At 47.5% G+C, this 13,140-nt stretch carries 12 protein-coding genes; 1 reads left to right on the top strand and 11 read right to left on the bottom strand.

Features of this window, described 5'->3' with window-relative positions:
- Nucleotides 1-28: 28 nt before the first annotated feature.
- The 11 genes from prfB to V4210_RS00990 form a co-directional block, all read right to left on the bottom strand.
- Nucleotides 29-1,117 (bottom strand): peptide chain release factor 2, encoded by a 1,089-nt coding sequence (gene prfB / locus V4210_RS01040; protein ID WP_338521000.1) that lies wholly within the window; start codon nucleotides 1,115-1,117, stop codon nucleotides 29-31.
- Nucleotides 1,118-1,146: 29 nt separating this feature from the next.
- Nucleotides 1,147-2,406 carry a UDP-N-acetylmuramoyl-L-alanine--D-glutamate ligase gene (murD, locus tag V4210_RS01035; protein ID WP_338520999.1) on the bottom strand — a complete coding sequence of 420 codons (1,260 nt, stop codon included), beginning with the start codon at nucleotides 2,404-2,406 and terminating at the stop codon, nucleotides 1,147-1,149.
- Between the two features lies 1 nt (nucleotide 2,407).
- A complete protein-coding gene (locus V4210_RS01030) occupies nucleotides 2,408-3,685 on the bottom strand; it encodes a M16 family metallopeptidase (RefSeq protein ID WP_338520998.1) in 1,278 nt (425 codons plus the stop codon).
- A 3-nt stretch (nucleotides 3,686-3,688) separates the two neighbouring features.
- A complete protein-coding gene (gene secA, locus V4210_RS01025; protein ID WP_338520997.1) occupies nucleotides 3,689-6,319 on the bottom strand; it encodes a preprotein translocase subunit SecA in 2,631 nt (876 codons plus the stop codon).
- Nucleotides 6,320-6,444: 125 nt separating this feature from the next.
- Nucleotides 6,445-6,816: a ribosome hibernation-promoting factor, HPF/YfiA family gene (gene hpf / locus V4210_RS01020; protein WP_338520996.1), complete on the bottom strand. Its 372-nt coding sequence runs from the start codon at nucleotides 6,814-6,816 to the stop codon at nucleotides 6,445-6,447.
- A gap of 40 nt (nucleotides 6,817-6,856) precedes the next feature.
- Nucleotides 6,857-8,098 carry a serine--tRNA ligase gene (gene serS, locus V4210_RS01015; RefSeq protein ID WP_338520995.1) on the bottom strand — a complete coding sequence of 414 codons (1,242 nt, stop codon included), beginning with the start codon at nucleotides 8,096-8,098 and terminating at the stop codon, nucleotides 6,857-6,859.
- A gap of 25 nt (nucleotides 8,099-8,123) precedes the next feature.
- Nucleotides 8,124-8,960 (bottom strand): undecaprenyl-diphosphate phosphatase, encoded by an 837-nt coding sequence (locus V4210_RS01010; protein ID WP_411912124.1) that lies wholly within the window; start codon nucleotides 8,958-8,960, stop codon nucleotides 8,124-8,126.
- A 35-nt stretch (nucleotides 8,961-8,995) separates the two neighbouring features.
- Nucleotides 8,996-10,309: a PspC domain-containing protein gene (locus tag V4210_RS01005; RefSeq protein ID WP_338520993.1), complete on the bottom strand. Its 1,314-nt coding sequence runs from the start codon at nucleotides 10,307-10,309 to the stop codon at nucleotides 8,996-8,998.
- Entirely contained in the window at nucleotides 10,306-10,653 is a 348-nt protein-coding gene (locus tag V4210_RS01000; RefSeq protein WP_338520992.1) for a PadR family transcriptional regulator, read from the bottom strand. Before V4210_RS01000 ends, V4210_RS01005 begins: the two co-directional genes overlap by 4 nt.
- The gene (locus V4210_RS00995) at nucleotides 10,643-11,341 is read right to left on the bottom strand and encodes an ABC transporter ATP-binding protein (RefSeq protein WP_338520991.1); all 699 of its coding nucleotides are present in this window, start codon (nucleotides 11,339-11,341) and stop codon (nucleotides 10,643-10,645) included. The genes V4210_RS01000 and V4210_RS00995 overlap by 11 nt, the downstream gene beginning before the upstream one ends.
- A 10-nt stretch (nucleotides 11,342-11,351) precedes the next feature.
- Entirely contained in the window at nucleotides 11,352-12,641 is a 1,290-nt protein-coding gene (locus V4210_RS00990) for an ABC transporter permease (protein ID WP_338520990.1), read from the bottom strand.
- A gap of 140 nt (nucleotides 12,642-12,781) precedes the next feature.
- Here V4210_RS00990 and V4210_RS00985 point away from each other — a divergent pair, with 140 nt between their 5' ends.
- Complete coding sequence (locus tag V4210_RS00985; protein WP_338520989.1) at nucleotides 12,782-13,057, top strand: hypothetical protein; 276 nt, start codon at nucleotides 12,782-12,784, stop codon at nucleotides 13,055-13,057.
- Nucleotides 13,058-13,140 lie beyond the last annotated feature (83 nt).

Here is a 13,140-nt window from a genome sequence, read left to right as displayed (position 1 = left end):
AAAGTCAAGGATATTTGGTAGCTAAATATTATTCGTCTTTCGACGCATTTTGACTAAGAAATGCCGTCATAAAATCATCAATCTTACCGTCTAGCACACCCTGCGTATCTCGGTCTTCATGTTTGGTCCGAGTATCTTTAACCAGGGTGTACGGATGCAACACATAATTTCGTATTTGACTGCCCCAGTTAGCTGATTCACCAGCCCTAAGGTCCGACAAATTGTCCGCGTGCTGTTCCAGTTGCATTGCCAGTAATTTTGAGCGCAAAATTTTCAACGCAGTTTCTTTGTTTTGAATCTGACTTCGCTCATTTTGAATCGCCACTACAATTCCCGTCGGCACGTGCGTGACACGAACCGCTGAGTCGGTCGTATTCACTCCCTGTCCACCCTTGCCACCACTACGGTAAACATCTATTTTTAGATCACTCGGGTCAATGTCCACTTCGTCTGGTGTATCAATTTTTGGCAGCACCTCAACCAACGCAAAGCTAGTCTGGCGCAAATTATCAGCATTAAACGGACTGAGTCGCACCAAACGATGCACGCCATTTTCTGAGCGCAATTTACCATACGCAAACGGTCCCGATATTTCCAACACAACGGTTTTCAAACCACCATCATCATTCGCAGACCGCTCCAAAACATCAGTTTTCATGCCAGATCGTTCCGCCCACCGCAAATACATACGCTCCAGCATCTGCGCAAAATCTTGAGCATCCAAGCCACCAACACCTGCCGAGATGCGAACCACCGCCTCACGACCATCATATTTCCCGCTAAACAATAGATCTGTCTTGCGGGCCGAGAATTCCGTCTCCAGAGCATCTATTTGCTTGGTAAACTCGTCCAACAAATCATCATCCCCCAGCTCCATGAGTTCCAGCAAATCATCCAGTTGAACACCCAACACCTGCCACGGCTGCACCGTTTGACGCAACGCGGCTACCTTTTTGGCGACTGACTGAGCATGGTCGGGGTTATTCCAAATCTCGGGCTGATTTAATTGCTCTTCTAGTACTGCCAATTCTTCAGCAAGCGCATCAAACTGCAATGCTTGTTTAGCCTGCATGACTTCACTGCGAAGAGATTGGACCCGTTTTTTCAATGGCTGCATAGAACCCATTATACCATCAGATCCGTGTCTTATAACTCCGCGACAGCCTCAACAAAGGCTTCGCCACGGGCTGTGTAGTTTGCGTACTGGTCAAAGCTAGCGGCAGCTGGACTCAAAATTACAACATCTCCCGGTTGAGCAATATCGAGGGCATACCACACAACTTCGGTCATCGGTATCACGCCTTTTTGCACTATCGTCGCATCTGGCAAACCAGCTTTTTGCAACGCTTTTGCAATATCATCAGCATTGCCGCCACTGACAATAACACCTCTTAGTGACTGTGAGCGTGCTAATTCCTCGGCCAACTCCGTGTAATCACCGCCTTTGTCTGCTCCACCAAGGAGCATCACCTTTGGCTGCTGAAATGACCGCAATGCAGCCACCGCACTGCCTGGCGTCGTCGAGATGCTATCATCATAAAACTTCACTCCTCGTTTTTCTGCCACAAACTTGAGCCGATGTGGCAAGCCCGTAAAACCGGCAAGCCCCCGACAAATCACGTCATCTGACAACTCCGGCATCACCGTCTTAGCTACCAACACTGCCGCGCTAGCATTTTCCTGGTTGTGCACGCCTGGCAATTTGAGTGCTTGCTGCATGTCCGTTGACAAATCAATCGGATATGACAACTGACGCGCTGGTGACTTGGCAGCGATCTGCTGGCTAAACTGATTATTCCTGTTGTAAATGAGGATATCTTGAGCCGTTTGAAATTTGGCAATATGCGATTTTGCATCAAGATAATCAGCAAAATCATCGTGCCTGTCCAGATGGTCTGGCTCAATCATCAAGACGACTGCAACGTGCGGAGATTTTTCCAAATCCCACAACTGAAAACTGCTCAATTCATACACCACGATATCATCTGGCTGAATCTGTGGCAGCACGTCCAACGATGGAACACCAATATTCCCAACAAGATGGGCTGTTTTGCCAGCAGCACGCAGTATACTAGTGATCAAACTACAAGTCGTCCCCTTACCTTTTGTCCCCGTCACGCCGATGATGGACGCTGAACACTGTGCGAAAAACTCATTGGTCGCCGACCATATAGTACCACTGGTCTTGATACGGCTTGGCGGCAATCCAGCCGTTCTCACTACCATATCAACGTCATAAAACTGATCAGAAAATACCCCTGCACCAGTGCAAACCTCCGCACCCGCTGGTACGTCACGTAGTTCTCGTTCATCCACTATCATCAACTGTGTGTCTGGAAACTTGCGCTGAAAATACGCGTAGCTCGACCTACCTTCTACGTCATATCCTGCAATAACAATTTTCATCTTAGAACAATGCTCCCAGCTTTTCTTGGATACGTTCCAGTAGTTCTTTTTCACCACAGCTCACCCCAGCCAACACCCAGGTGTTAGCCTGGAAAAATTCACGCGCCACTTGCACAATTTTTCCATCAGTCACTGCCAAAATCGCTGCTGGCACCCCAGTATAATCCTTCACGAAATCATCTGAGAAATAGCGACCGGTATAAAAATTACTGATCTGAGAAACGGTCTGCGCGCCCATTTGGTAACGCCCCAAAGAGTAGGACTTGGCACTTTCGATATCTTCAGCGGAAATTTTACCGTTTAGCACACGCTTTAATTCACTGACGATGATATCAAACAGCTCTTCGGCCGTCTCCAAGTTGACCTGACCGGTAAAATCCCATGCCGAGTCATAAAATCCAACCGAAGTATCACTAAAAATGCTATACGCCAGTCCTCGCTTGCGGGCCGCCCCGAAAATGCGAGAATTAAACGTCCCAGTCAAAATGTGATTCAAACAGCCCATGGCATCAGCTTCAGAATTGCTAATCTCACGAGGCACGATCATCGACCAACCAAATGTCAGATTGGAAGCTTCTTTACGCCTGATCAACAGAGGTCCGGCGCTGTGTAGATTGTCCTTAGGAATTTCAAAGCGTTCGCCCTCTTCCAATTGCCAAGCCTCCAGCGCCTCTTTGATGCGCGACTTGCGCCCCGTCATTTTACCAGCGATCACAAAGCGCATATTCTTCAAAGTGTGTGTTCGACGGTGGTGTTCTTTGATATCTTTCAACGTCACGTTAGCAATCGTCTTGAGTCGCTGATTGTACGTCAAAATATCTTCACCCAACGCCTGTTGTACCCGTGGCCACATCACTCGGTTGTGATTGTTCAGATAGCCTGTCAGCTCCGAGCGCACATTGCCCTTCTCAGCCTCCAATTCTTCGGCATTAAAACGCGGTACCGTGATAGCCAACCGCTGCAATTCCAACACCCTGTCCCATTCAAAATCAGCACAAAATGCTTCATACCCCATGGAATATTCTGTCGTATAGGCGTTATAATACGCGCCGTTTTTGACGAATTCTTGGTCATACAATGCCTGTGAACGGAATTTTTCATTAGCACCAAATGACATGTGCTCCATGATGTGCGCCGTCTCATAGATGTCTTTGTCGCGCACGTAACGGCTGCCCGCCCGAAAATGAAACTGAAAGCTCATCACCGTAGCGTCTGGCACATCAATCAACAAACCCCGAGCACCGTTCTTTAGTCGTACTTCTTCAACTGTGTGCTTCATGGATTATTTCCGATTCTTTTTGCGGTTTTGGCGCTGTGCTTTTTTCTTCTTGCGCGCTGCATTTTTGGCGCGATTTGCTTCAGAAGCAGTTTTGGCCTTTTTGACTGAGAAATCATCATCGCGGTTCTTTTCGCCAGATGTGATCTCATTGACACCTTTCTCGACAGCAGTTTCAGCGAGTCGAGTGAGCTCAGTGTCGTATTCATCATCTTGTGATTGCTGCACTGTTGCGTCAGCTTTGCGTACCCGGAAGATGGTACTCAAGACTTCGTCTCGCAAATTGTTCTGCAAACTCGTGAACAATTTTTGTGACTCTGACCGATACTCAACCAATGGATCACGCTGACCAACGCTGCGCCAATGAATGCCTTCGCGTAGGTGCTGCATGTTTTCCAAGTGCTGCATCCACAAGGTATCGAGCACTGCCATGTAGACTTCTCGCTCAACACCACGCAAGTTTTCGTCACCAATTTCTTCCTCTTTCGCCGCATACGCTTCACGCGCCAGCTTCATCACCTTTTGGACGCGAGATTTATCTTTCTTCTCTGAACCAGCCTTTACCAGGGCGCCCTCGTCAACTGGGATAACTGCAGTAAATTCTTTCACAAAATTAGGATTATTCTTGAGCGGCAGCTGTGTCGAATCGTTCACTTTTTCTTTGAGCAAGCGTTCAATCTCCGGCTTAATATTATCGCCTTCCAAAATCTTGCGGCGCATGACATACACCACGCGACGGTGACGATTGATGACGTTGTCATACTGAACAACATTTTTGCGCGTATCAAAGTTGTAGCCTTCGACACGCTTCTGGGCTGCTTCCAATGTCTTGGACACAGCGCGGTTTTGAATTGGCGTTTCTTCGTCGACGCCCAGCCGGTCCATCAACGCCGCGATGCGCTCGCCCTGGAAAATTCGCATCAAATCATCTTCGGTCGACACGTAGAACTGCGTCTCGCCTGGATCGCCCTGACGACCGCCACGACCGCGCAGCTGATTGTCGATGCGTCGTGACTCGTGGCGCTCCGAGCCGATCACCACCAGGCCGCCCAACTCCTTGACACCCTTGCCGAGCTTAATGTCGGTACCACGCCCAGCAATGTTTGTCGCCAGTGTAATCGCGCCCTTTTCACCAGCCTTTTCAATGATAGCCGCCTCGCGCTCATTGTTCTTAGCGTTCAAAATCTCAAACTTGATACCTTCTTTTTCCAGATATTTGGCAATCTGCTCATTCTTGGCAATCGAGCCAGAACCAACCAGCACTGGCCGGCCTTGCTTGTGATACTCTTTGATGGCTTCGGCCACTGCTTTCAGCTTGCCCTTTTCGGTCTTGAAAATCAGGTCTTCTTTATCGTCGCGAATCACTGGCTTGTTCGGCGGAATCTGGATAACATCTAGTGAATAAATTTGTTGAAACTCTTCCGCCTCGGTAAATGCCGTACCAGTCATACCGGAAAGTTTATTGTACAAACGGAAATAATTCTGGAACGAAATGGTCGCTAGCGTCATACTTTCTTCTAGTACCGGCACGCCTTCTTTGGCCTCAATTGCCTGGTGCAAACCTTCGTTGTAGCGACGTCCTTGCATCAAACGACCGGTGTGCTCATCGACGATAATCACTTCGCCATCATTGGTCACCACATAATCTTTGTCGCGCTTGAACAATGTTTGTGCTCGTAGCGCCTGGTCCATATGATACACACTGCGCACGTGGTCTGGCGTGTACAAATTTTTTATACCCAGCAGTTTTTGGACTTTTTCCACGCCCTCGTCGGTCAAGGCCACACTGCGGCGCTTTTCATCCAAAACATAGTCGTCTGGCACTAATTTACTGGCAACTTTGGCAAAGGTGTAGTAGTTGTCCGGGTTTTCCGCTGCTGGCGCCGAGATGATCAGCGGCGTACGCGCTTCGTCGATCAGAATGGAGTCCACCTCGTCAACGATAGCAAAGTTCAGTTCTCGCTGCCTGAGCAAGGCGACGTCATTCACCATGTTGTCGCGTAGATAGTCAAAACCAAACTCGTTGTTCGTGCCATAGGTAATGTCTGCCGCGTAGGCCTCTTTACGCGTAACTGGGCGGAGTTTGCGCATGCGTGGATCGTCGTGATGCTCATTGTCATAGTCTTTATCATAGACAAACGATGCTTCGTTGATAATCACGCCAGTTGTCAAGCCCAAAAAGTCATACACCTGTCCCATCCAGCCAGCGTCACGCTGCGCCAGATAATCGTTGACGGTCACCACGTGAACACCCTTGCCTTCCAGCGCGTTGAGATAGGTCGGCAGCGTCGCCACCAAGGTTTTACCTTCACCAGTCTTCATCTCAGCCACGTTACCCTCGTGGAGCGCCATACCACCGATCAGCTGAACATCATACGGACGCTCACCGATGACACGCTTGGCCGCCTCACGCGCCACTGCAAAGGCATCTGGCAAAATCGTATCCAGCGTTACATTCTTCTTCGTCAGCCGTTTTTTCAGCGCTTCTGTCTGCGCCTGCAATTCCTCATCTGACAGTTTTTCATACTTTCCAGACAAACCGTTAATTACTGCAACACGCTTTTCCAGCCGCTTCAAAATCTTCTTCTGCGGATCACCAAAAACTTTACTCAGCGCTTTTTGTTGTGTCATTGCCATAACCTTAAAACTCCCTCGCTTTCGGACATTTTCAAAACTCTTTCTATTGTAACCCTTTTTGACCTAAAATTAAAGAGAAAACACCATATATATGGTGTTTTCTGATTTTAGCGATACTAAACAATTCACCCGCGGCGGAAACTGCGCTTAAACTTCGCCAACACACCACGACTACGGCCAACGTGAGCCAACGTATCGTCCTTGTAGCGACGCAACTGACCGTTCAATTTGGTCTCGACGATGTCCACAGCCGCCAACACGTTCATTGTTGAGTCTTTTGCAGTGATGACCTTGTCTGGGACATTGATGATAACTTCAACCTCATATTTGTTGCCGCCAGGGTTATCAATTTGCTTAATCTTCACATCTGCCGTAACGCTTTTACGAGCGTGACGTGGCAAAAACCGATCCAATGGACCAATTTTTTTCTCAATATACCGTTTGGTCGTGTCGTTCAGTTCGTACTTTACACCAGTGATTGTCAGATTGGTAATCATATCCCTCCTTCGTTATACCTACATTATACCATGTATGTTACTAAATTCGCTCACGTCCACCCATATACGGTCGCAACACTTCTGGCACTGTCAAACTGCCGTCCTCGTTCTGGAAGTTTTCCAAAATCACCACCAATGACCGCGCCAACGAAACTGCCGTACCATTCAAAGTATGGACCGACTCAATGCTACCGTCCGCTCGCCGCACCCGAATGTTCAAACCGCGCGCTTGATAGTCCGTACAATTTGAGCAGCTGGTCAGCTCGCGGTAAGTCTGATCGACCGGTGACCAATATTCAATGTCATACTTTTTGGCAGCTGGCGCACCCAAGTCGCCCGCCGCGATATTCACCACGTGGTACGAAATACCAATTTGCTGCCACAGCGCTTCCTCAACACTGAGGATTTTTTCATGAATCTCCTTGGACTGTTCTGGCAGACAAAAGGCATACATTTCCAATTTGTTAAATTGGTGCACTCGGAACAATCCGCGTGTGTGCTTGCCATATGTGCCCGCCTCTTTACGGTAGCACGGGCTATATCCCGTATACAGCAGCGGCAAATCTTTCTCGTCCAAAATCTCATCAGCGTGATAGCCAGTCAGCGGCATTTCCGCCGTCCCAATCAGCGTCAAATCCTCACCCTCGACCACATATTCATTACTACCCTCACCTTTTGGCGTAAAGCCAGCGCCCTCAGCTGTGCGCAAATTCACCATGTGCGGCACAGTCATGAACGTAAAGCCCTGCTTCGTCACATAATCCAGCGCAAACTGCGTCACGGCATTTTCCAACAGCGCCAGGTCGCCCTTGAGATAGTAAAACTTCGCGCCAGCTACTTTTGCACCGCGCTCAAAATCAACCCAACCGCGACTGACAGCATAGTCCAAATGATCCTTGGCGCTCGTTTTATGCTCACCGTACTCCTTTATCTCAACCGAGTCTTCCTCACCGCCAAGCGGCACATCATCAAAGGTGATGTTTGGCACGTTTTTCAGAATTGCGGCTACTTTTTCCTCGGTGGATTTCAGGTAACTCTCACGTTCTGCTAACTCAATTTTCAGCTGCTTGCCCTGGTCGATCAGCTCCTGATCTGGACGGCCGCCTTTCATCTTCGCTGAAATTGTATTTCGATGTTCACGCAGTGCCTCAACTTGTTTTTGTAAATCGCGGCGCTCGTCATCCAATTGCAACAATGTCGCAATATCAACGGCATATCCCTTATCATTTGCCGATTTTTGCACCAAATCAGCATGTTCTCGAATAAATTTGATGTCTAGCATGCCCTCATTATATACCAATTTTGGCTTAAACGTGAGAGATTATGCCCGCGCCCAGTAGCACCATCAACAGCAATCCTAACACAAATCGGTAGACGATGAATGAGCGAAAGTTATTGTTTTGGACGAATTTAAGTAGCCATGCGACTGCCACGTAACCCACGCCAAATGAAACCACCGTCGCGATGATGGTTGACGTCCAGCCAACGCCGCCGGAAATATGCTTGTATTTAGTCACGACTTCCAACAGTCCCGCTGCCACCAACGCTGGAATCCCCAGGAAAAAACTCAATTTCGTCACCGTCACTCGGTCAAACCCGCGCAACAACCCCACTGATATCGTGGCACCAGATCGACTCACGCCGGGAATTAACGACAGACATTGACCTAAACCAATAACGAGCGTGTCTTTCCATGTCGTATCCTTTTCAACGCGTTTGGCAGTGGCATAGTTATCAGCCAGCCACATCACGCCACTCCAGACGATCAACGCACCAGCTACGAACCATAAACTACGCAGTACCGTCTCAATTTCATCTTTGAACACCAGCCCCACTACCGCGATTGGCACTGAACCAATGATGATCGCCCACCCATACTTGTAGTCAAATTTCCGTCGTGCCCGTTTCCACCACAAACCACGCCACCACGCGATCAACACTCGCTGAATATCCTGCCAAAAATAAATAATCGCCGCCGCTATAGCCCCAATCTGAATAATCGCCGTAAAAGCAATCAGACCCTCGTCATCAAGAGGCATACCCATCAATTTCTCAGCAATGGTCAGATGGCCTGTGCTAGAAATAGGTAAGAATTCGGTAATTCCCTCAATAATTCCTAGCACAATTGCCTGCCACCAACTTATATTCATAGAGTTTATTATAGCAAACCGTTGATTCTCTACAAAAATGCGCCATTGGTTCGTGATGAACCTGGGTATGGAATAATGTCACCAGAGCCTTGGTCCCCCGGTTTCAATTGCAACGATCCATACACAGTAACCCTTGTGATACCACCGCAGTGGACACCCCAGAAGAATGATTCATTCAAACAAGATAACTGCGAATCATGTTCAATATTGATTTTAAGCGTGTCACCTTCTACAACAGCTTGTACTTTTGGTGCCTTACCATCTTTACGTGAGAAATATTTTACTTCAACTTTGGTTTCTTGAGATGATATGGCTTGCCTGTCAACCAGGCCATTACTGGTTACATCAGCATATTTAACGCCTTCAAGATTCTTTGGTAGCTCCACGGTCATTGTTTTTGTCAAACGCTCTTCATCCCGCGCCAGCTCTCGCAAGGTTTGCGTGCCAAAGATCGCCGAGCTTGAGATACAAAATGCCCCAATAACAGTACTAATCACCACCGCAATCAATGCCGTTCGCGTAAACTTCCACTTGATTGCGCTAGCCGTCAACACGCCAAACAGCGTCACCGCAGCAGCACCGCCAACAAGTGCAGAAATTAATAGACCTAAAGCCCACGGCTGTGCGGAAAAACCATCCATCCAGCTAATGACACTTACACCAGCAAATAACCCCACTGGTACAGCGACTAATAATCCAAAGGTGATCATGATTAACATAAGTGAAACAAATACCTGCGAGACTTTGATGAACGTGTTTTTCACCTGGGTCTTTTTATTATCGGTGAAAGAAAAATTTTTCAGACTATCCAGCGTCACCTCTTCTCCCCGCATCTGTAATTTTTCAGCTGCCGTTTGTGCTTCTGGCATACTGATCCACAATACAATGTAAATCAGTAGCGAGGTACCAAAAGTGATAAATGGTGAAAAAATGAACAACAAGCGTACCCACAAAGGATTAATCCCCCAGTAGGCAGCGATCCCAGCACACACGCCACCCAAAATTGCGTTATCTGGATCGCGCATCAATCGCTTGGTCGGCTTGCTTGCACTGGCCTCAGCTGCATCGTCACTCATCTCTGGCGCTTCACCATCAGCAAAATCCTGTGGTTCACCCATTTGTTTTTGCACCGCCAAAACATCATCGTGGCTAATGACACCGTCCTTCGACACGCCACGTTCCGCCAAAAGCTCCACCATTCGCGCCTCAATTTCGCGCATAGCCTCTGGCTCCGCGTGCATATTTTTCTGAATTGAATCAAGGTATTGTTCCAACGATTTTTTGGCATCAACCTCCACGCTAAACGGCGTTTTTGCCAAATGGATTCTGGTTATTTCTTTCATCGCTTTGCTCCTTTCTCAAGATTTTTTAGCGAAGTGTTCAACATTTTTATACGATCTTTCAATTCATCCACTAGCTGCGCGCCAGTGTCAGTAAGTGAATAATATTTGCGCGGCGGTCCTTGTTCGCTTTCCTGCCATTCGTGCTTAAGGTAGCCATATTTTTGTAAACGACTCAGTAGTGGATAAATCGTGCCTTCCACTACCATCAAGTCCGAATCGCTCAGTTGCTTGACGATATCACCAGTGTACTGCGGTTGTTTAGCACACACTAACAGTACGCAGTACACCAGAAAGCCTTTACGCAGCTGAATCGCCAGGCTCTCCGCGTAAGCACTAACGTCCATGCTTTATACCTCCTGGCACCGTTGATTGCTCAACCCGACCGTCTTTGATGATAATTTGATGATCACATTTTTTCGCCAAATCAGCGTCATGCGTCACTATGATCAATGTTACACCCCTTTGCCTATTATAATCAAACAGCAATTCCTCCACTTTCGCACCTGTTTCACTGTCCAAATTACCAGTCGGTTCGTCAGCAAAGATAATTTGCGGATCACCGACAATCGCCCGAGCGATGGCCAAGCGCTGTTTCTGTCCGCCCGACAAATCCTTAGCACGGTTCTTGCGCTTGTCATACAGGTCCACTGCCTTGAGCGCCGCATTGATTTTCTGTACTCGTTTCTTCCGCGGCACCCGCGCAATTTCCAGCGGCAAACTGACATTATCAATCACACTCTCATTGCCCTGGACAAAGAAACTCTGAAAAATAAAGCCGATTTTCTTGGCGCGAAACTCATCGACTCGCTTTGGCTTCAGCTGCAAAATATCTTGTCCATCGATAATCACTTGGCCTTTCTGCGGCTTATCCAACCCTGATATAGCATGCATCAGCGTCGATTTTCCTGAGCCAGATTTACCTAAGATAGCCACACTAGCCCCTGTCGGAATGGTCAAGCTGACATTTTTCAGCGCCATAAATTGGTTTTTCTTTTTGCCATAAACCTTCGTCACATTTTTTAGTTCAATCATGATACTTCTCCTATTCAGTCCTTAATGCCTCAATTGGGTCTAGCTTTGTTGCTTTGCGGCTCGGCAGCCAGCCAGAAATTACCGCCATCACCACTAGTCCAAATACCAGTAGCCCGATTTGCAGCGGATTGATAACCAGTAGGTTTGTCCCTGCTCCCAATCCCAAAGCATTAGTAATCATAGGGTTTAACAACGTCACCAAACTTGCCAGCCCAACACCAATCAATCCACCTAACAAACCGACCCATGCCGCCTCATAGCGGAACAACTTACCAATATCACGACCACGCATCCCGAGCGCTTTCATCAAGCCAATTTGACTAGTTCGCTCCAGTACCGAAATATACATAGTGTTCACAATTCCAAACACACTAGCGAGCAGCGCCAATCCGCCAAATGCCGCCAGCGCCACCTGCGCTACATTAACCATCGTTAGTAGCGCCTTCCGAATATCCTGAATTGAGTATGCATTATAATCTTTGCCGATCACGTCTTTAGCAGTATCAACATTGCTCTCGTCATCCACCATAGCAATCGCCGTTGAATACTGATGCGGTTGGCTCTTGTCGTGGCTAAATTCATAGATAGCCTTAGCATCAGCTGTTGAAATTCTCAACATTGGCTCATAGAACAAAACAGTGTCTGACTTTTTGTCCACCGCCGCGATCTTGAACGACACCTCTTTGGCAACGTCTCCACCCTGCGCTGCACTGCGCACACCCAAGGTTATCGTCTGACCAATTGCCGACTGCGCATCCTTAAAGCCCAACTGCTTCACATAATCATCCGGGATGATAATCTCACCCGGCTTTGGCATGAAATCTTCCAGTGACCCCGCCGCCAATTCTGCCCGAGTCCTGTCCATTTTAACAGCCACAGTCAGCGCAAATTTCTTACCATTCGCTGAGCTCTTAGCATAGGCGACACCATCAGTTGAATACGCCGGTGTTACCGTTTTTACATGCGGCGTTTGGCGGATTTTTTCTAAGTCCTTGTCATTGAGCACATATTTGCTTCGTATGGCTGATTCCTTATTTTTTCCAGCATCTTGTTCTGAATTGCCGTATTCTGGCAATTGATCTTTCTTTTCAGCTTCAATTTTTTTAGCAACCATGATCACTTTTTTATCGCCAGCCGCGTCAACTATACTATTTGTGTACAGGCGACCACCCTCGCCAGCCATCAGCGCCAGACCAATCGTAAACGCCCCGACAGAAATCGCCAATGACGTCAAAATCGTCCGACCTTTTGACTGGCGAAGATTCCGTCCCGCCCGCTTGATGATATCGATTCTTCTCATACCTTGCTCCTTGTAGTTTCTTTGTACATAGTACTATGTTATACAAGGTACTATAAAATGTCAAGTACTTTTGAGTAAATAAATTGTTTAGAAATATATATTATTATCATTTAATAGATGCTGTATGCTACACTAACATCATGAACAGTACTCAAAACCATCAAATACACCAGGCAATCATTGCTCGTGAGATTATTGATATCTACAAATTCGCACCAAACAAAGCAGATGTCGCAGAATCGTTAGATGTAATTTGCTTCGCCATGGCTCGCCTCACCGAAAAACACTCCGTAATTGATTGGGATTTTTTAGCGACACTATTTGACCAGCTTGCAACCAACAGCCAGACATCCGTTAACGATATAGAAAAAATATATCAAAGAATAACATCTATAATTAAAGATATTGACTCGTAAACCTAAGGTTCGGTGGGGAGGGTGTGTTTTATTTAACACCCCTGGTTAGTCCAGTGAGTGTTCGTGTCACCGCCCTGCCTGGT

This window comes from Candidatus Nanosynbacter featherlites (genome assembly GCF_037013405.1).
In the GTDB taxonomy this organism is placed as follows: Bacteria; Patescibacteriota; Saccharimonadia; order Saccharimonadales; family Saccharimonadaceae; genus Nanosynbacter; species Nanosynbacter featherlites_B.
Note: the sequence above shows the minus strand (reverse complement) of the source record. Positions and strands in the feature narration are given on the sequence as shown.

What these genes read in the sequence shown, in the direction of transcription:
- V4210_RS00985 (WP_338520989.1), top strand. Translation starts at nt 12,782, where the DNA reads ATGAACAGTACTCAAAACCATCAAATACACCAGGCAATCATTGCTCGT.
- V4210_RS01000 (WP_338520992.1), bottom strand. Translation starts at nt 10,653, where the DNA reads ATGGACGTTAGTGCTTACGCGGAGAGCCTGGCGATTCAGCTGCGTAAA.
- V4210_RS01030 (WP_338520998.1), bottom strand. Translation starts at nt 3,685, where the DNA reads ATGAAGCACACAGTTGAAGAAGTACGACTAAAGAACGGTGCTCGGGGT.
- serS (WP_338520995.1), bottom strand. Translation starts at nt 8,098, where the DNA reads ATGCTAGACATCAAATTTATTCGAGAACATGCTGATTTGGTGCAAAAA.
- prfB (WP_338521000.1), bottom strand. Translation starts at nt 1,117, where the DNA reads ATGCAGCCATTGAAAAAACGGGTCCAATCTCTTCGCAGTGAAGTCATG.
- murD (WP_338520999.1), bottom strand. Translation starts at nt 2,406, where the DNA reads ATGAAAATTGTTATTGCAGGATATGACGTAGAAGGTAGGTCGAGCTAC.
- secA (WP_338520997.1), bottom strand. Translation starts at nt 6,319, where the DNA reads ATGGCAATGACACAACAAAAAGCGCTGAGTAAAGTTTTTGGTGATCCG.
- hpf (WP_338520996.1), bottom strand. Translation starts at nt 6,816, where the DNA reads ATGATTACCAATCTGACAATCACTGGTGTAAAGTACGAACTGAACGAC.
- V4210_RS00995 (WP_338520991.1), bottom strand. Translation starts at nt 11,341, where the DNA reads ATGATTGAACTAAAAAATGTGACGAAGGTTTATGGCAAAAAGAAAAAC.
- V4210_RS00990 (WP_338520990.1), bottom strand. Translation starts at nt 12,641, where the DNA reads ATGAGAAGAATCGATATCATCAAGCGGGCGGGACGGAATCTTCGCCAG.
- V4210_RS01005 (WP_338520993.1), bottom strand. Translation starts at nt 10,309, where the DNA reads ATGAAAGAAATAACCAGAATCCATTTGGCAAAAACGCCGTTTAGCGTG.